Source organism: Brevibacterium pigmentatum (assembly GCF_011617465.1).
Taxonomy (GTDB): Bacteria; Actinomycetota; Actinomycetes; order Actinomycetales; family Brevibacteriaceae; genus Brevibacterium; species Brevibacterium pigmentatum.
Map to the genome: position 1 here is coordinate 1,070,711 of NZ_CP050153.1, position 17,693 is coordinate 1,088,403.

17 protein-coding genes and 1 pseudogene are annotated in these 17,693 nt (G+C 65.3%); 16 read left to right on the forward strand and 2 right to left on the reverse strand.

The genetic code is table 11. The features are described 5' to 3' along the window. Positions 1–209: 209 nt before the first annotated feature. The gene (locus GUY30_RS04700) at positions 210–962 is read left to right on the forward strand and encodes a hypothetical protein (protein ID WP_167194499.1); all 753 of its coding nucleotides are present in this window, start codon (positions 210–212) and stop codon (positions 960–962) included. A gap of 145 nt (positions 963–1,107) precedes the next feature. Here GUY30_RS04700 and GUY30_RS04705 read toward each other — a convergent pair whose 3' ends face one another. Together GUY30_RS04705 and GUY30_RS04710 are read right to left on the reverse strand one after the other, a co-directional pair. Next, complete coding sequence (locus GUY30_RS04705) at positions 1,108–1,770, reverse strand: potassium channel family protein (RefSeq protein WP_025777778.1); 663 nt, start codon at positions 1,768–1,770, stop codon at positions 1,108–1,110. Next, positions 1,763–3,181: a TrkH family potassium uptake protein gene (locus GUY30_RS04710; protein ID WP_228281684.1), complete on the reverse strand. Its 1,419-nt coding sequence runs from the start codon at positions 3,179–3,181 to the stop codon at positions 1,763–1,765. Before GUY30_RS04710 ends, GUY30_RS04705 begins: the two co-directional genes overlap by 8 nt. A gap of 59 nt (positions 3,182–3,240) precedes the next feature. Here GUY30_RS04710 and GUY30_RS04715 point away from each other — a divergent pair, with 59 nt between their 5' ends. The 15 genes and pseudogenes from GUY30_RS04715 to ccsB all read left to right on the forward strand — a co-directional run bounded on the left by GUY30_RS04715 (position 3,241) and on the right by ccsB (position 17,548). Next, entirely contained in the window at positions 3,241–4,437 is a 1,197-nt protein-coding gene (locus GUY30_RS04715; RefSeq protein ID WP_167194503.1) for an acetoin utilization protein AcuC, read from the forward strand. 168 nt (positions 4,438–4,605) lie between these two features. Beyond that, positions 4,606–4,704: a 30S ribosomal protein bS22 gene (locus tag GUY30_RS04720; RefSeq protein WP_009882927.1), complete on the forward strand. Its 99-nt coding sequence runs from the start codon at positions 4,606–4,608 to the stop codon at positions 4,702–4,704. Between the two features lie 72 nt (positions 4,705–4,776). Next, positions 4,777–5,022 (forward strand): glutaredoxin family protein, encoded by a 246-nt coding sequence (locus GUY30_RS04725; RefSeq protein WP_167194505.1) that lies wholly within the window; start codon positions 4,777–4,779, stop codon positions 5,020–5,022. A 27-nt stretch (positions 5,023–5,049) separates the two neighbouring features. Continuing rightward, positions 5,050–5,745 carry a redox-sensing transcriptional repressor Rex gene (locus tag GUY30_RS04730; protein ID WP_167194507.1) on the forward strand — a complete coding sequence of 232 codons (696 nt, stop codon included), beginning with the start codon at positions 5,050–5,052 and terminating at the stop codon, positions 5,743–5,745. Next, on the forward strand, positions 5,742–8,219 hold the full coding sequence (gene hemA / locus GUY30_RS04735; protein WP_167194509.1) for a glutamyl-tRNA reductase: 2,478 nt from the start codon (positions 5,742–5,744) through the stop codon (positions 8,217–8,219). Before GUY30_RS04730 ends, hemA begins: the two co-directional genes overlap by 4 nt. A gap of 104 nt (positions 8,220–8,323) precedes the next feature. Then, positions 8,324–8,822 (forward strand): annotated as a pseudogene (locus GUY30_RS17895) (SAM-dependent methyltransferase); the annotation flags it as partial. A 102-nt stretch (positions 8,823–8,924) separates the two neighbouring features. Next, a complete protein-coding gene (locus tag GUY30_RS17900; RefSeq protein ID WP_228281861.1) occupies positions 8,925–9,821 on the forward strand; it encodes a uroporphyrinogen-III synthase in 897 nt (298 codons plus the stop codon). A gap of 1 nt (position 9,822) precedes the next feature. Further along, positions 9,823–10,851: a porphobilinogen synthase gene (hemB, locus tag GUY30_RS04750; RefSeq protein WP_167194515.1), complete on the forward strand. Its 1,029-nt coding sequence runs from the start codon at positions 9,823–9,825 to the stop codon at positions 10,849–10,851. Further along, positions 10,851–11,318, forward strand: coding sequence for a MarR family winged helix-turn-helix transcriptional regulator (locus GUY30_RS04755; protein WP_167194516.1), 468 nt, complete (start codon positions 10,851–10,853; stop codon positions 11,316–11,318). The genes hemB and GUY30_RS04755 overlap by 1 nt, the downstream gene beginning before the upstream one ends. 69 nt (positions 11,319–11,387) lie before the next feature. Beyond that, the gene (gene hemL, locus GUY30_RS04760) at positions 11,388–12,749 is read left to right on the forward strand and encodes a glutamate-1-semialdehyde 2,1-aminomutase (protein WP_167194518.1); all 1,362 of its coding nucleotides are present in this window, start codon (positions 11,388–11,390) and stop codon (positions 12,747–12,749) included. Continuing rightward, positions 12,746–13,387 carry a histidine phosphatase family protein gene (locus GUY30_RS04765; RefSeq protein WP_167194520.1) on the forward strand — a complete coding sequence of 214 codons (642 nt, stop codon included), beginning with the start codon at positions 12,746–12,748 and terminating at the stop codon, positions 13,385–13,387. Before hemL ends, GUY30_RS04765 begins: the two co-directional genes overlap by 4 nt. Further along, entirely contained in the window at positions 13,384–13,983 is a 600-nt protein-coding gene (locus GUY30_RS04770) for a TlpA family protein disulfide reductase (protein WP_167194522.1), read from the forward strand. Before GUY30_RS04765 ends, GUY30_RS04770 begins: the two co-directional genes overlap by 4 nt. After that, positions 13,980–14,744, forward strand: coding sequence for a cytochrome c biogenesis CcdA family protein (locus GUY30_RS04775; protein ID WP_062244572.1), 765 nt, complete (start codon positions 13,980–13,982; stop codon positions 14,742–14,744). The genes GUY30_RS04770 and GUY30_RS04775 overlap by 4 nt, the downstream gene beginning before the upstream one ends. Further along, on the forward strand, positions 14,744–16,411 hold the full coding sequence (gene resB, locus GUY30_RS04780; protein WP_228281690.1) for a cytochrome c biogenesis protein ResB: 1,668 nt from the start codon (positions 14,744–14,746) through the stop codon (positions 16,409–16,411). The genes GUY30_RS04775 and resB overlap by 1 nt, the downstream gene beginning before the upstream one ends. Before the next feature lie 132 nt (positions 16,412–16,543). Continuing rightward, positions 16,544–17,548, forward strand: coding sequence for a c-type cytochrome biogenesis protein CcsB (gene ccsB / locus GUY30_RS04785; protein ID WP_167194524.1), 1,005 nt, complete (start codon positions 16,544–16,546; stop codon positions 17,546–17,548). Positions 17,549–17,693 lie beyond the last annotated feature (145 nt).

Genomic DNA, 17,693 nt, shown 5'->3' on the forward strand with positions numbered 1-17,693 from the left:
TGGTGAGGCTGCTTTGTGCAGTGATGAGGACACGGCTATCTCACATCAAGACGGCAGTCCCGCCAACCACTTGTCCCAGTCACCTTGAGCTACCTCTCCAGGTGCAGGTGCGCTAGCTCCCCTGCCCGGGCCGTGTCAGTGGCCCTCCGTATTCTCCCATCGATAGGGGTTGCCATAGTGGCATCCGGTCGGGCGAGGGGAGTGGAAAAGTGGACAAGAATGACGAATTCTTCCGTGTGGTCAAGCTGAGCAGTGAGCTCCGCGGGATCGACTCCGAGCTGATAGAGGTATCAAGGCGTCGTGCGGAGCGCGAGGCGATCGCGAATCTCGATCCGCACCTTCCACTCCGGCAGGAAGATGTAGCGTTCGCAGTCGGTCAGTGGGAAATCTATGCGGAACGGGGAGCTGAACTCCTCGAGTCCAGGGGAGATGCCGTGCAACGACTCCTCCCGGCATTCCTCAACCTCGTCGCACTCGAATTCGGCCGCTTGGATAAGAAATTCGGCACGAGGGAGTGGGGCGACACCGCAGAAAAATGCTTGGATGCAATTGAAACGGTGGCCCAGGCCTATGCACACCGACTCCAGCGGGCGATCAATCAGTGGAACCATGTCGCGGAAGCGCTGCTCGACATGTCGCACGGGCTGCCGGGACATGACTCGGAACGAGTGGCAGAATCGAACTCCTCCATCCCCTCCGGCCCATCAACTGAGTCAGCAGGACCGGCGATCAGACGGATCGGACCGACCGCCTCGGGCGGATATAAGGGGATCGAGGTGAACGGACGGGCGATCGAGATGATCAGTCACCACGAGACCATTGACGAATTTCTCAATACGGTCGAGTCTGGGATGAGGGAGATGCTGGCCGAAGCCAGAAAAAGCCTGCTCTCAGGCCCTGACTGCTCCACCGAGGTAGTTCTCGACCCGTCACCGTCGCATCTCATCTGGCGCGAGTCGTGACGCGAAAGCGGTGCGCCAACTGCTTCAAAATGCAGATGCGCTGATGAAGTTCCCTGCGTACACACTTTGAACCCGCGATTGTCGTCGAGCAGGTGCTGGACCCGCGGTTTACGCCAGGCAACTGACGCTCCCGCCGCCTTCCTTCCTATGGGCGGCCGGCGAAGCGGCCGAGCAGCTCGACGTGACCGGCGACGATGAGCAGGTCCTGTTTGCCCACTCGAGTCGTCGGATCGGCATAGGTGAAGTCGCGGCCGGGGCTCTTGATGCCCACGATCGTGACTCCGTACTTGTCGCGGACGCCGGACTCGCTGAGTGTGAAGCCCTGGATCTCTCGCGGGGGTCGCATCTTCACCACCGCGAAATGGCCTTCGTCGAACTCGATGTACTCCATCATCCGGGAGCTGACCAGGTGGGCGACGCGACGGCCCGCATCCGACTCCGGATAGAGGACATGGTGGGCGCCGATGCGATGGAGAATCTTGCCGTGCGACGGAGAGATCGCCTTCGCCCACACCTGCGTCACACCCAGGTCGACGAGGTTGGCGGTCGTGAGAACGCTGTCTTCGATCGAGGTGCCGATCCCGACGACGGCGGTCGAGAAGTCACCGGCGCCCACCTGGCGCAGTGCGTCGATGTTCGTCGAGTCGGCTTCGACGACGTGGGTGAGTTTGCCGCTCCAGTCCTTGACGAGCTCGGGATTGTGCTCGATGGCCATGACCTCGCGACCGAGTTTGGCCAGAGTCGCCGCGGTCGAGGACCCGAAACGTCCCAGTCCGATGACCAGGATTGAAGTGTGTTCGTTAGCCAACGACCGGCCTTTCTTCGGGGTAGCGGTACAGGCGCACCGAATCCTGCATAGACAGTGCAGCCGCCAGTGTAATCGTACCGAGTCGACCGATGAGCATGATCACCGACAGAACATAGAGACCCGAGTTCGGCGAGGTCGCCGACACCCCGGAGCTCAGGCCCACGGTGCCGAAGGCGGAGATCACCTCGAACAGCACCCGATCAAGCGGTTCCGCACTGATCTGCAGCATCGTCAGGGTGCCGATGAAGACGATCATCGCACCGGTGAGCAGGATCGAGATCGACAGTTTGATCGTCGACGACGTCAGCCGCCGACCGAACACATGCACGTCCTGCAGACCCCTAGCCTCGGCGTACGCAGCGAGGACGAGCACGGCCACCGTCGTCACCTTGATTCCGCCTGCTGTCGACGACGAACCGCCGCCGATGAACATCATAAGGTCCATGAGCAGGTGAGAGGCCTGGCTCATGTCCGCGACCTCCATCGTCGAGAAGCCGCCGGATCGGGGCATGACCGCCATGAACAGCACTTCGACGAAGGTGTGGCCGGCGTTCTTATCGCCCAGGGTGGCCGGGTTCGCCGACTCGAACAGCGCCAACAGCAGCAGCCCGATCGCCAGGACCGTCGTCGTGGTCGTCAGCGTCAGCTTCGTATGCAGATCCCATCGGCTGGGCCGGTTCCAGAACATCGCGACCATGAGCACGACCGGGAATCCCAGCGACCCGACGAACACCCCTGCCATGAGCAGGGACAGAATCCACGGATCGGAGGCGAAGTACGCCGCCCCGCCTTCGTGGATGGTGAAACCGGCGTTGTTGAAGGCCGAGATCGAGTAGAACACCGAGTACCAGATCGAGTCGCCGAGCGATTCCCCGCGGATGAGGAACCGTGGGAACAGCAGCACCGCGAGGATCGATTCGGCGGTGAAGATGGTGATGACCACGGCCTTGAGCAGCGAGCCGACCTGACCCAGATTGAGCGCCGAGGTGGCCTGCTGAGCGATCAGTCGCTGCCGGACTCCCAGCCTCCTGGAGACAGCCATGCCCAGCACCGAGGCGAGGGTGAGGATTCCGAGACCGCCGACCTGGATGCCGGCGGTGATGACCGAGATCCCGAAGTCCGACCAGTACTGTTCCGTGACGACGGGAGTCAGTCCCGTCACGCACACCGCCGAGACCGCCACGAACACGGAGTTCGCAATGTGCGTGGCCTGATCGACCGAACCGGGGTCGCGCATGCTCGCCGGCAGCATCAGCAGGATCGCGAACGCCGCGACGACGGCGACGAAGGACCCGATCGCCAGTTGTGCCGGTGAGGCCACGGCAAGGTCGTCGACGAAGTCACGGACCCACCGGCCCGGCTTCAGCAGCCGATCGAAGCGCGGCGAGGAATTCTTGGACACAATCACCATGGTAGAGCCGGTGGCCCCGGAATCGGCGCAAGTGAGCTGCGCCATATAGCATGGTGGGCATGGCCGAAAATGATGTGTATGTCGTTTGGGACGACGAGGTGACCGGTTACAACTTCGGTCCCAGCCACCCCATGCACCCCCTCAGGCTCGACCTGACAGCGAAGCTCGCCGTCGACTTCGGACTCTTCGACGCAGACAACGTCCACGTCAATCCCATCGGCGAGATCGATGAGACCAAGCTCGCCCGCCTCCACGACCCCGGCTACATCGCCGCGGTCAAGCAGGCCGGCACCGAGGAGGGCCTCGAGGAAGAGGACGCGAACCGATACGGCATCGGCACCGAGGATGTTCCCGGGTTCGAGAATATGCACACCGCTTCGGCGATGCTGTTCCAAGGCAGCGTCGACGCCGCGAACGCGATCATCTCCGGGGACTACCGGCGTGCGGTGAACTTCTGCGGCGGAATGCACCACGCGATGCCGGGCAAGGCCAGCGGCTTCTGCGTCTACAACGACGCCGCCGGTGCGATCACCGAATTCCTCGACGCCGGATACGAGCGCATCGTCTACCTCGACACGGACGCCCACCATGGTGACGGTGTGGAGACGTTCTTCTGGGACGACCCGCGCGTGCTCACGATCTCGATCCACGAATCGGGGAAGTTCCTCTTCCCCGGCACCGGGTTCCCCGCCGACATCGGGGGACTCAAGGCGGCCGCCTCGGCGGTGAATATCGCCCTGCCCCCGCGCTCGGGGGACGCGGACTGGCTGCGCGCCTTCGACGCGACGGTCCCGCAGGTCGTCGCCGCCTTCGAACCTCAGGTCATCGTCTCCCAGCACGGCTGCGACGGACACCGAGCGGACCCGCTGACCCATATGCGTCTGAGCGTGGACGCCATGCGGATCGCCGCCGAACGCATCCGCGACCTCGCCGTCGAGCATGCCGACGGACGATGGCTGTCCGTCGGGGGAGGGGGATACGCGATCATCGACGTCGTGCCCCGCGCCTGGACGAACCTCCTGGCCGTCGCCGCCGGACGCGATATCGACCCCGGCGCTCGGATCCCCGGCCGGTGGGCCGCCTACGCACAGACGAAGACCGGACGCGAAGCGCCGCTGTCGATGACCGACGGATTCGACGGCTCCTTCGAACCCTGGTCGAAGGGGTTCGACCCCGAAGCCGAACTCGACCGGGCCGTGATGGGCGCCCGGAAGAACATCTTCCCCTTCTACGCCCTCGACCCCTACTTCGACTGACCCGAATCGAACCCGATCCCCGAGTCCGCGCGGATCGTCTGGTGCTGCCGTTGTGGATCTGGACACAGTTTTGGGAAAGCAGGCGGCCAAGCGATAGAATTGCACGGTTAGTTCAATGGGCGGGCACCTGATGTTCACCCTCCACCGACAAGCACAAGGGGTACCCGAGTGGGCTCAGTCATCAAGAAGCGCCGCAAGCGTATGTCGAAGAAGAAGCACCGCAAGCAGCTTCGCAAGACACGTCACCAGCGTCGCAACAAGAAGTAAGACCCAACGGTCCTACGCCCCCGCTCGAGTGATTTCTCGGCGGGGTTTGTTGCACCCGATGAGGAGTGAGCCATGGTCGACCTGACCTTTCTCACGCGTGTCGACTGCCATCTGTGCGCTGAAGCGCTGCAGACCGTCACCGAGGTGGCCGCGGGCAGAGACGTGACCGTGACCGAGACCGACATCGACACCGATGACGATCTGGCCGCGCAGTACGGCTGGGACGTTCCGGTCGTTCTCCTCAACGGGCGACAACACAGTTTTCATCGAGTCGATGAGGATCGGCTGTCCAAGGCGCTCGACGCCTTGGGCGCATGAGATCGATTGAAGGAGTGAGGCGGATTCGTGGGCGAGATTCTGTCCGCCAACAGGATTGAGGGTGTCGTTCGCAAGGACGTACCCGAGCGCGTGATATCCCGACTCCCGATCTATCTGCAGACCGTCGAGACCATTGCCGCCACCGGTCAGGACACGGTGTCGTCGGAGGACCTTGCCGCACGCAGCGGTGTGTCCCCGTCGATTCTGCGCAAGGACCTGTCCCAGCTGGGGCGATCGGGAACCCGCGGGGTCGGCTACTCCTGTCCGGAACTGTCCGCGACCTTGCGGACATTCCTCGGCCTCGACCGAGATCGCCGCGTCGCCATCATCGGCGCCGGTCGCCTCGGCTCGGCGCTGGCCGACTACGCCGGATTCCGACGCCGCGGCCTGCGTCTCACGGCCGTCTTCGACATCGACGAGGAGAAGATCGGCACCTCCATCGGTGCTCTGACCGTCTCCTCCCTGGACGACCTGCCCGCCTGGTCCGAACATATCGACCTGGTGGTCATGGCCGTCCCCGCAGCTGCGGCACCCGCGGCGGCCCAGAAGGCCGTCGAAGCTGGTGTGCGCGGCATTCTCAATTTCTCACCCACCGTGCTCGACGCCCCGGATACCGTTCGTGTCCATCAAGTCGACTTGGCCAGTGAGCTGCAAGTACTCGCATACTATTCGGCGCTGGACACGGCACCGCTCAACCCTGGTTTTGAGGAGCACAGGAATTGACTCTCTTGGTTCTCGGCATTTCACATCAGTCGGCTCCGATCGACATGCTCGATCGGATGGCCTTCGGCGCCGGTGAAGTCGGCACTCTGCGCCGGGACGCTCTGTCCGGAGAGAACATCGAGGGACTCGCGGTGCTCTCGACGTGCAATCGTCTCGAACTCATCGCCGATGTCTCGGCCTTCCACGGCGGACTGGCCGACCTCGGCAACGCGCTCGTGTCCTCGATCGACAAAGAGTGGTCCGATATCGCCGGGCACTTCTACGCCCATTACGACCACCAGGCCATGGAGCATCTGCTCAAGGTCGCCTGCGGACTCGATTCGATGGCCATCGGCGAAGCCCAGATCCTGGGCCAGCTCCGATCGGCCTTCACCGATTCGCAGTCGGACAAAGCCCTGACGTCCGAACTCTCCCAAGCTCTGCAGCAGGCGCTGCGGGTGGGCAAGCGCGCCCATTCGGAGACCGACCTCGGCGACGTCGCCCGGTCCCTGTTCGGAGTCGGCATCGAAGCCTCGGCCGCGCATATCGGATCCCTGCGCGCCGCCAACGCTCTGGTCATCGGTGCCGGAGCCATGTCCGGCCTCGTCGTGTCCGGACTGCACAAGGAAGGCGTCGCCCACATCACCGTGCTCAACCGCACGCTGGACAAGGCCGAACGCCTCGTCGCCGAGGTGGGCGGACGCGCCCGTGAACTCACCCCGCGCATCATGGCCGAAGAGATCGCCGATGCCGACCTCATCGTCTCCTGCACCGGTGCCCGCGGCGTCGTCGTCAGCCGCGACGACATCGTGGCCGGCCTCGCGCAGAATCCCAAGGGTGCCGCGAACAAGGCCTTCATCGATCTCGCCCTTCCGCACGACATCGACCCCAGCGTCCGCGAGTTCGAACATGTCGCCCTCTTCGGTCTCGGGGAGATCCGCGAACTGCTGCGCGGCTCCGACAGGGAGAGCGATTCGAAGGTCGTCGCCACCATCGACGAAGTCCGGACCATCATCTCCGCCGAACTGGAGAACATCGCCACCGGAAACAAGGAACGCTCCGTCGCCCCGACCGTGACCGCGCTGCGCTCCCACGCCAAAGACGTGCTCGCCGCGGAGACCCAGCGGCTGGAGAAGAAGCTCGGTGACTCGGTCGACGAGAAGTCATTCGCAGAGATCCGAAAGTCCCTGCACCGGGTGGCGGAGAAGCTCATCCACACCCCGACCGTGAAGGTCAAAGAACTCGCTGTGACCGAATCCGAAGTCGACTACGCCCAAGCGCTCATGCAGCTCTTCGACCTGCCCGTGAACAAGGTCGCCCATGCCAAGACCACGCCGGAGACGAAGGTCGCGACGGCCGCCAGTGCACACCATGTCGAGGCCGACGGCGTCCGTCCGGTCGCCGATCACACCCTCGACATCGTCGAACCCGAACACTTCACCGGCCGCACCGTGCGACTGGGCACCCGCCGGTCCCAGCTGGCCCGTTCTCAGTCCACAGCGATCGCTCACCAGATCGCGGCGCTGACCGGCTGGCGCGTCGAGATCGTCGAAGTCGTCACCGAAGGCGACGTCAACATGTCGCCGCTGGCCGGATTCGGCGGAACCGGAGTCTTCGTCTCCGCCGTCCGCCAGGCCCTCCACCAGGGCAAGATCGACCTGGCAGTGCACTCGCTCAAGGACCTGCCCACCACCCCCGAGGCGGGAATCCAGATGGCGGCCATCCCGCCGCGCGTCGACCCGGCCGATGTCCTCATCGGCCGCGACGGGCTGAGCCTGAATGACCTGCCTGCCGGTTCCGTCATCGGCACCGGTTCGCCGCGGCGTGCCGTGCAGCTGCGTGCCGCACGTCCCGATATCGAGGTCCGCGGAGTGCGGGGAAACGTCGACACCCGCATCGCCCACGTCCGCGACGGCCGTCTCGACGCCGTCGTCCTCGCCGCCGCCGGCGTCCGTCGCATCGGGCGTCTGGCCGAAGCCACCGATTCGCTCAACTTCGATGTCATGCTCCCGGCACCGGGCCAGGGAGCCCTGGCGGTGGAGACCCGCAGCGCCGACAGCGCCTTCGCGACCACCGCGGACATCCTCGACGGCGACGCCGAGGTGCGGGCCGCTCTGCGTCAGATCCACGATCAGACCACCGACCTCGCCGTGACCTGTGAACGGGCGATCCTCTCGCGCGCCGAAGCCGGCTGCTCGGCACCCATCGGCGCGTTGGCGAAGATCGAGGGCAGCGAATTCATCGTCGACGCCGTGATGGCCGATGACGACGGCAAGCTCGCCCGCACCCGTCAGAGCACCGCGCTGCCTGAACTCCTCGACGTCGACTGGAGCACCGACAATGCTCAGCAGCTGTCGGTGACCGCGAAGGAACTGGCTCGTGTCGCCGACGAACTCGGCACCGCCGCAGCCGAGGACCTCTTGGGCCGACTCGGCATCGACCCGGCCGCCAGCGCCGATCACCTCACCCCCGTCAAGGTTCAGGAGCAGGGATGATCAACCAACCGACAACGGGCCAGGTGCAGCCGCGCCGACTCCTGCCGGCAGCCCCACGCGTCGTCTTCATCGGCAGCGGACCCGGCGAATCGGGTCTGATGACGATGCGCGGAGCCGAGATCCTCGCCACCGCCGAGACCGTCGTCTACGACGCCGATGTCCATTCCGAGATCGTCACCGCCTATGTGCCGCAGGCCGCGACTCTCATCGATGCAGCCGACCCTCGGAGTCGCCGCCTCGACCCGCGGCCGCCGTCTGGCCGAACTCGCCCGTCCGGACAAGACCGTGGTGCGGCTGAGCTCGGATGACGGAATCATCTTCACCACCACGACCGCGGAAGCCGGAGTCTGCCGCAAGGAACAGGTCGAGGTCGAAATCGTGCCAGGAGTCGGACTCTCCGCCTCGACGGCGGCCTTCACCGGAACTGCTCTCACGACCAACCGCGTCCGGTCCGTGCGCTTCATCGAAGCCGGACCGCAGACCCATGTCGACGTCTCCCGCCACCGCAACACCACTCACGTGCTCACCGGCAGCGCCGCCGCCCACGAACAGGCCATCGAAGCCCTGCTCGCAGACGGCTGGGACGAGGACACGAAGGTCCTCCTCGGATGGGGCATCTCCACCATCGAGCAGACCAGCGTGGAGACGACCTTGAAGCAGGCGCTGTCCATGGCGCAGTCAGGAACCGATCGTATGGTGGTGATCATGGGGCAGGGAGTGGAATCCAGAGGAGAACTCGGCTGGTTCGAATCCAAACCGCTCTTCGGCTGGCAGGTCCTCATCCCACGGACGAAGGAACAGGGAACCTCCACCGCAGAGGCCCTGGCCGAACTCGGCGCGGTCGGCACTGTCGTGCCCACGATCGCCGTTCAGCCGCCGCGCACTCCGACCCAGATGGAGAAGGCGATCCGCGGCCTCGTCGACGGATCCTACGAATGGGTCGGCTTCACCTCGGTCAACGCCGTGCGCGCCGTGCGCATGTGGTTCGAAGACTTCGGACTCGACTCCCGCTCGATGGCCGGCGTCAAAGTCGCAGCCGTGGGCGGTCGCACCGCCGCGGCACTGGTCGACTGGGGAATCACCCCCGACCTCGTTCCCGATGGAGAACACTCCGCACGGGGGCTGGCCGCCGCCTGGCCGGACTTCGTCGATGACATCGACCCGATGAACACGGTGCTCCTGCCGCGCGCCGATATCGCCACCGAGGTGCTCGTGGCCGGACTGCTGGAGAAGGGGTGGGACCCCGACGACGTCACCGCGTACCGGACCGTGCGCGCCTCCCCGCCGCCGGCGCCGATCCGCGAATCGATCAAGGCCGGCGACTTCGACGCCTTCCTCTTCACCTCCTCATCGACGGTGCGCAACCTCGTCGGCATCGCCGGCAAGCCCGCCCCCACCTCGGTGATCTGCTGCATCGGACCGGCGACGGCGAACACCGCAGCCGAACACGGACTGCGCGTCGACGTCCTCGCCGAGGAAGCCAACCTCACTTCACTCATCGACGGTCTCGTCGAATTCGCACTCACCCAGCGCGCCGAAGACGTGGAAGCCGGGATCTCCCCCCAGCGTCCGAGTCAGAAGCGCCGCAGAAGGAAGGCCTGACATGTCATTGGTTCCCGGAACCGTCCGTCCCCGCAGGCTGCGGTCGACCCCGGCCCTGCGTCGCCTCGTCTCCGAAGTCCGACTTCACCCCTCGGAGCTCATCCTGCCGATGTTCGTCAAGGAGAGCCTGAGCGAACCGCTGCCGCTGGGCGGAATGCCCGGAGTCGTCCAGCACACGCTGGACTCCCTGCTCGAAGCCGCCCGAGAAGCCGTAGCGGCCGGGGTCGGCGGACTCATGCTCTTCGGCATCCCCGAACACAAGGACGAGATCGGCTCACAGGCCGACGACCCCGACGGCATCCTCAACCGGGCGCTGGCGCTGCTGGCCCGCGAACTCGGTGATGACACCGTGATCATGGCGGATCTGTGCCTCGACGAATTCACCTCCCACGGCCACTGCGGAGTCCTCGACCAGGCCGGAGCCGTCGACAACGACGCCACCCTCGATCGCTACGCCTCGATGGCACTGGCCCAGGCCCGCGCCGGGGCCGAGGTGGTGGGGCTGTCGGGAATGATGGACGGCCAGGTCGCCTACTGCCGCGAGGCCCTCGACGCCGCCGGATGCACCGACACCGTCATCATGGGCTACACCGCGAAGTACGCCTCGGCGTTCTACGGTCCCTTCCGCGAAGCCGTCGACTCCGAACTCAAAGGCGACCGCAAGACCTACCAGCAGGATCCGGCGAACGGACGCGAGGCCCTGCGCGAACTCGGCCTCGACCTCGCCGAAGGCGCCGACATCGTCATGGTCAAGCCGGGACTGCCGTATCTCGATGTGCTCGCTGAGGTGGCACAGGAATCCATCGTGCCCGTGTGGACGTACCAGGTGTCCGGTGAGTACGCGATGATCGAATTCGCGGCCGCCGCCGGAGCAATCGACCGGGAGAAGGCGATCGAGGAATCCCTCATCGCCTTCAAACGCGCCGGTTCCGACGCGATCCTGACCTATTGGGCCACCGAGGTCGCCCAGCGCCTCCAGGCCGAAGCCGCCGGTCACCTGTCGAACCGCAGCGCAGACGGAGGCCGGTGATGACCGAGCCCCGCTGGCTGTCGGCCGTCGATCAGAAGGCCTGGCGCAGCTACCTCAACGGCTCTCAGCTGCTCAGCACGCAGCTGGACAAGGAGCTGCGCGAGAAGCACGGCATCGGCCTGCCCGAATACGAGATCCTCGTGCGGCTGTCCGAGCATGAGGAGCGGACCATGCGGATGGCTCTGCTGGCCACCGACACGACCATGTCCCGGTCACGACTGACCCACAGCGTCGCCCGAATGGAGAAGCGCGGACTGCTCGAGCGCTCCGCCATCCCCGAGGACGGCCGCGGGGTCAACTGCGTGATGACCGAAGCCGGATGGCAGCTGCTGCAGACGGCCGCCCCCGATCATGTCTCCGGAGTCCGCAGCCATCTCGTCGATCTTCTCGATCCCGAAGAGATGGAGATCCTGGGTCGGATCTTCACCAAAGTCTTCGACCATATGACTGACATCGACGGCTCCTGAGCCGAACCCACGCGTAACTGAGAACGATCCCGGGACGAAACCCGACCCGCGAAGAATCAGAGGAGAACCATGACGACAGCAGAGACGAACGGTCACACCACCGATCGGTCCGCCGCCCTCTTCACCCGCGCCGAGGCGGTCATCCCCGGCGGAGTGAACTCCCCGGTTCGCGCGTTCAAGGCCGTCGGCGGCACCCCCCGCTTCATCACCGAGGCGACCGGTGCGTGGCTGCGCGACGCCGACGGCAACGACTACATCGACCTCATCGGATCCTGGGGTCCGATGATCATGGGCCACTCCCGCCCCGAGGTCGTCGCCGCCGTTCAGGAAGCCGCCGTCAAGGGATTCTCCTTCGGCACCCCGTCGACCGGTGAGGTCGAACTCGCTGAGGAGATCGTGCGCCGCGTCGACCCCGTCGACCAGGTGCGCCTCGTGTCCTCGGGCACCGAGGCGACGATGTCGGCGATTCGCCTGGCCCGCGGCTACACGGGACGGTCCAAGGTCGTGAAGTTCGCCGGCTGCTACCACGGTCACGTCGACTCGCTGCTGGCCCAGGCCGGCTCGGGACTGGCCACGTTCTCCCTGCCCGACACCCCCGGAGTCACCGGAGCTCAGGCGCAGGACACGATCGTCGTCGACTACAACGACGCTGCCGGTCTCGAAGCCGTGTTCGCCGAACACGGTGAGGACATCGCCTGCGTCATCACCGAGGCCAGCCCCGGCAACATGGGTGTCGTGCCTCCCCGCGACGGCTTCACGAACACGATCCGCCGCCTGACCAAGGCGCACGGTGCGCTGATGATCAGCGACGAGGTGATGACCGGCTTCCGCGTCTCCACAGCCGGTTGGTACGGCTATGAGTCCGAGACCCTCGGCTACCCCGAGGGCCCGGCCGACCTGTTCACCTTCGGCAAGGTCATGGGCGGAGGCTTCCCGGCAGCGGCCTTCGGCGGTCGCGCCGACATCATGGCCCACCTCGCTCCCTCCGGTCCCGTCTACCAGGCAGGAACGCTCTCGGGCAATCCTGTGGCCACCGCGGCCGGACTGGCCACACTCAAGCTCACGACCGAACTCGATGTGTACTCGCATATCGGCCGTGCCGCAGACATCCTGCGCCCAGCCGTCGCCTCTGCGTTGGAGGCCGAAGGCATCGCTCACGTCATCCAGTCCGCGAACTCGATGTTCTCCGTGTTCTTCACCGACGCCGAGGTGACGAACTACGACTGTGCCCGGGCTCAGAATGTCGACCGGTACACCGCATTCTTCAACGCCATGCTCGATCAGGGCATCCATATGCCCCCGAGCGCGTTCGAAGCTTGGTTCCTGTCCTACGCCCACACCGATGAGATCCTCGATCGGATCATCAGCGCCCTGCCCGCAGCTGCCAAGGCCGCGGCCGCGGTTCCGGAGGCCGGGAAGGCGCAGTCATGACCACCATCCACCTCGTCCGACACGGCGAAGTCGACAACCCCGACGGCATCCTCTACGGCCGTCTGCCGCATTTCGGTCTCACCGAGCGCGGACACGAGATGGCCGCCCGCGTGGCCGAGCACTTCGCGTCGGCGCCCAACCGGCCGGTCGAGCTCGTGGCCTCGCCGCTGCTGCGGACCCAGCAGACGATCGCGCCTCTGTCCGAGGCCCTCGGGTTGCCGGTGTTCGATGACGATCGCGTCATCGAAGCGGCGAACTCCTTCGAGGGACAGAAGCTCAATGCCAGGCGCCTGGCCGAGCCGAAGAACTTCGTGCGGCTGTACAACCCGCTCACCCCGTCCTGGGGAGAGCCGTACAGGCAGATCGTGCTGCGCATGGGGGCCGCGATGGCCAGCCTGCGTGCCAAGCTCGAGAACCACGGTCCGGACGCCGAGGGAGTCATCGTCTCCCACCAGCTGCCGATCTGGATGACCCGCCTGTCGGGGGAGGGGCGCTCGCTCGTCCACGACCCGCGCAGGCGTGAATGTGACCTGGCTTCTATCACCAGTTTCACATTCGATTCCTCCACACTGGTGTCCGTGAGTTACGAGAGCATCTGCGCGGATCTGCAGCCGGGCACCGCGGTGGCGGGCGCATGAATTTCGGACGTCATCCCCTCAACCGCAGGGCCCTCTTCACCTCCGCGCTCGCCGCTGGAACAGCCCTGGCGCTCAGCGCCTGCAGCGAGAACGACGAGCTGGCCGATCAGGCGGGATCCGACCAGGGGTACGTCTCCGGTTCGGGAGTCGTCTCACGGGTGCCCGCCGAGGATCGCGGCGAACCTCTCGACCTGAGCTTCGAGACCCTCGACGGGAAGACGGTGTCGCTGGCGGATCTGCGTCCCACCACGGTCGTCATCAACCTCTGGTACGCGGCCTGCCCGCCGTGCCGGAAGGAAGCCCCCGACCTGAAGTCCGTGTCCGAGGAATTCGGGGACAAGGCCCAGTTCATCGGCGTCAACGTCCGCGACCAAGAGGCTGCGGCCAACGCGTTCATCCAGAACTACCAGGTGCCGTACCCGAATATGCTCGATTCGAACGGTGAGATGGTCTCCCTGCTCTCCGGCGTTCTGCCCCCGCAGGCCACCCCCTCGACGGTGGTCCTCGATGCGAAGGGCCGGGCCGCGGCAAGAGTGGTCGGAGAAGTCGACGCGTCGACGCTCAAGGGACTCATCGAGGACGTGCAGTCCGAGTGAGTGGCCTCGGGGCGGACTTCGCCCAGACCGTTCTCTCGGGACCGCTGCTGCTGGCTGCCGGCGCGGCGGCCCTGGCCGGACTCGTCTCGTTCGCCTCACCCTGCGTGCTGCCGCTGGTACCCGGCTACGTCGGATACGTCACGGGTCTCTCCGGATCCTCGCTGAAGGACAAGCAGACGTGGCGAGTGGTCGTGGGCATCACCCTGTTCGTCCTCGGCTTCACGGTCGTCTTCGTGCTGTTGGGAACCAGCTTCTCCGCGCTCGGGGCGCTGTTCTCCCAATGGCAGTCGATCATCCTCCGCGTCCTCGGCGTCATCGTCATCCTTGCCGGTTTCGTATTCATGGGCGGATTCGGCCTGCTCCAGAACGAGCACCGCATCCGCGCCAGACCGAAGGCCGGACTCTGGGGCGCACCGGTGCTCGGAGCGACCTTCGCCCTCGGCTGGGCACCCTGCGTGGGACCGACCCTGTCGGCCGTGCTGAGCATGTCGGTGAGCTTCGGCGGTGACGGAATGATCTGGCGCGGAGCACTGCTGGCCTTCGTCTACTGTCTGGGCTTGGGCATCCCGTTCATCCTCCTGGCGCTGGCGATCCACAAGGGCGCCGGACGACTCGAATGGGTGCGGAAACATCAGACCGCGATCGTGCGCGCCGGGGGCATCATGCTCATCATCCTGGGTGTGCTCATGGCCAGCGGCGTATGGAACATGTGGATGACCTCTCTGCAAGGTCTCATCAATGGATTCGAAGTGGTGATCTAGTGGCGGGCTCAACCGAAGGCTCGGAGACGACGCAGCCGAAATCGGGTGCGACATCGACGGCGAAGCAGGGGGACAAGCCTGCCGCGAAGTCGACCGTGACGCAGCCCCAGCTCGGGTTCCTCGGCATGTGCCGGTGGGCCTGGACTCAGCTGACGACGATGCGCGTGGCCCTGATCCTCCTGCTCATCCTCGCCCTCGCCTCGATCCCCGGGTCTCTGCTGCCGCAGAGGATCCAGGACCCGGGCCGCGTCAACACCTTCCTGGAGAACAACGGTGCCTGGGGGCAGTTCCTCGACACCATCCAGATGTTCGACGTCTACTCCTCCGTGTGGTTCTCCGCGATCTACCTGCTGCTGATGGTCTCGCTCATCGGCTGCATCATCCCGCGGTCGAAACAGCACTGGAAGGCGATGCGCTCGTCCCCGCCCAAAGCACCGAGGCGGCTGTCCCGGATGCCCGGTTACGCCTCCTTCGCCTCGGCACAGGGAGACGCAGAGACCCGTGAGGACGCGGACGAGGAGTTCCTCGATGCCGCCGAGGCCCGGCTGAAGAAGTCGGGGTACCGGATCAACCGGCAGTCCGATCACATCGCCGCCGAACGCGGCTATCTCCGCGAGACCGGCAACCTCGTCTTCCACATCGCGCTGCTCATGGCGACCCTGACGATGGCGATCGGATCGCTGTTCGGCTATGAAGGTCAGCGCATCCTCGTCGAGGGTGAGACGTTCTCGAATTCGCTGGTCTCCTATGACTCCTTCGAACCCGGCTCCTACTACGATGCGGACAATCTGCCGGACTTCCGGCTCAAACTCGATTCCTTCACCTCCACCTTCGACGATCAGGCGGCGGGCAACCAGTTCGGTCAGCCGCGCAGCTTCGATGCGAAGGTGACGACGACTGCGGACGGGAAGACCGAATCGCACCTGCTCAAGGTCAACGAGCCGGTGCGCGTGGGCGGCGTCGGCGTCTACCTGACCGGAAACGGCTACGCCCCCGAGGTGACCGTGCGTGATGCGAAGGGCGATATCGTCCAGTCCGGTCCGCAGGTGTTCATCCCGGACGGCGGAGACCCCGGATACACCTCCGAAGGCGTCATCAAGGTCCCGGACTCGGCCGGCACGCAGATGGGGTTCGTCGGCGTGTTCCTGCCCACCGCTGCACAGAATCAGGACGGGGAGCTGATCTCGAGCTTCGCCGAGCTGCGCAACCCCTACCTGGTGATGAGCGGCTACACCGGCGACCTCGGCCTCGACTCCGGAGTCCCGCAGTCCGTGTACTCCCTCGACGCCGACAAGATGACGGAGATGACCGATGCCTCGGGCAATCCGCTCGTCATCCAGCTCGCCGAGGGGGACACGCAGAAGCTGCCCAACGGCGGTTCGGTGACCTTCGACGGAGTCAAGAAGTACATCGCCGTCGACATCTCCCAGGACCCGACGCAGGCGCTCATGCTCATCAGTGCGATCCTCGTTCTGGCAGGGCTCGGCCTGTCCCTGTTCATTCCCCGCCGTCGCGTCTGGGTGCGAATCAAGAACGGCGACGCCGAGGTGGCCGCCCTGGCCCGTGGTGAGGATCCGATGGTCGAACGCGCCGTCGAAGACCTGGTCAAAGACCTGCGCGACACGGACCCCGATGAGGGTGAGCACGGCGAGGACGACGAAAGATGAACCCGAAGTACTACGCGGAGTAGAATAGCCGCGGAGTGCGCGTCGCCTTCGGTCTCCGCACGGAGTCGGACGGGGACGCGCAGACAGAGAACAGCATGCGATAGAAGAGCACTTCAGTGGTGCGGAGGATGAATGGACGTCAACACAGACCTCGCAATGTGGTCGAACCAGTTGATCATCTCGGCGATGATCGTCTACGCCGTCGCCATGATCTTCTACGCCTTCGACCTCTTCGGTGCGCGTGAGCTGAAAACCTCGGAGACCGAGGTCGCGACCTCCGCCAAGGCCAGCACCGTGCGCCGGACGAACCGGAAGACGGCGTCGACCGCCGTTCTCGACCGGCCGGGCGACGACGATTCCGCGACGGTGAAGTCGTCGAAGAAGAACCGGCATCGCGGTGCCCGCATCGGCACCTCGCTGCTCGTGCTCGCCATGCTCCTCCACGTCGGGGGAGTGCTCACTCGTGCCCTGTCCGTGGCCCGTGTGCCGTGGGGCAACATGATGGAGTACGTCCTGTCTGCCACTGCGATCACCGTCATCGTCTACCTCGTCGTGCTGACGAAGAAGGACGTGCGGTACCTGGGAACGTTCGTCTCCGGCGGAGTGCTCCTGTGCCTGGGACTGGCGATCACCGTCTTCTACACCCCGGCCGCCAAGCTCATCCCGGCTCTGGATTCGTACTGGATCGCCATCCACGTGCCGATTGCGATCCTCTCGACCTCTCTGCTCTACATCTCTGCGATCCTCGCGGTCTTCCAGATCCTGAAGAGCGTGCACGAGACCAAGGACCCGAAGTGGCTGCGGTTCCTCCACCGGCTGCCCTCGAGCACTGACCTCGAGCGGATCTCCTACCGGATTGCGGCTGTCGGCTTCATCACCTGGACCTTCACCCTCATCGCCGGCGCCATCTGGGCCGAGGTGGCCTGGAGCCGCTACTGGGGTTGGGACTCGAAGGAGATCTGGACGTTCGTCGTCTGGGTCATCTACGCCGCGTACCTGCACGCCCGTGCGACCCGCGGTTGGGGCCCGACGAAGGTCGCCGTGCTCAACCTCATCGGCATCGCCTCGGTGATCTTCAACTTCACCGTCGTCAACATGTACTTCAACGGACTGCACTCGTACTCCGGCCTCGACTGACGCAAATGTCCGGCCCGCGGCAGAGGCCCGGGCTCAGCCGCGCTGAGGGAGTTCAGTCGCGCTTAAGGCACTGTTTCAGGTGGGCAACACGGTTTTGAAACCGGGCTGTCCACCTCAAACAGTGCCGTTTGCGTACTGTCTTAAT

Coding starts and splice junctions, on each gene's coding strand:
- GUY30_RS04765 (WP_167194520.1), top strand. CDS start 12,746: ATGACCACCATCCACCTCGTCCGACACGGCGAAGTCGACAACCCCGAC.
- hemL (WP_167194518.1), top strand. CDS start 11,388: ATGACGACAGCAGAGACGAACGGTCACACCACCGATCGGTCCGCCGCC.
- hemB (WP_167194515.1), top strand. CDS start 9,823: ATGTCATTGGTTCCCGGAACCGTCCGTCCCCGCAGGCTGCGGTCGACC.
- GUY30_RS04770 (WP_167194522.1), top strand. CDS start 13,384: ATGAATTTCGGACGTCATCCCCTCAACCGCAGGGCCCTCTTCACCTCC.
- ccsB (WP_167194524.1), top strand. CDS start 16,544: ATGGACGTCAACACAGACCTCGCAATGTGGTCGAACCAGTTGATCATC.
- GUY30_RS04715 (WP_167194503.1), top strand. CDS start 3,241: ATGGCCGAAAATGATGTGTATGTCGTTTGGGACGACGAGGTGACCGGT.
- GUY30_RS04725 (WP_167194505.1), top strand. CDS start 4,777: ATGGTCGACCTGACCTTTCTCACGCGTGTCGACTGCCATCTGTGCGCT.
- GUY30_RS04755 (WP_167194516.1), top strand. CDS start 10,851: ATGACCGAGCCCCGCTGGCTGTCGGCCGTCGATCAGAAGGCCTGGCGC.
- GUY30_RS17900 (WP_228281861.1), top strand. CDS start 8,925: ATGGGGCAGGGAGTGGAATCCAGAGGAGAACTCGGCTGGTTCGAATCC.
- GUY30_RS04710 (WP_228281684.1), bottom strand. CDS start 3,181: ATGGTGATTGTGTCCAAGAATTCCTCGCCGCGCTTCGATCGGCTGCTG.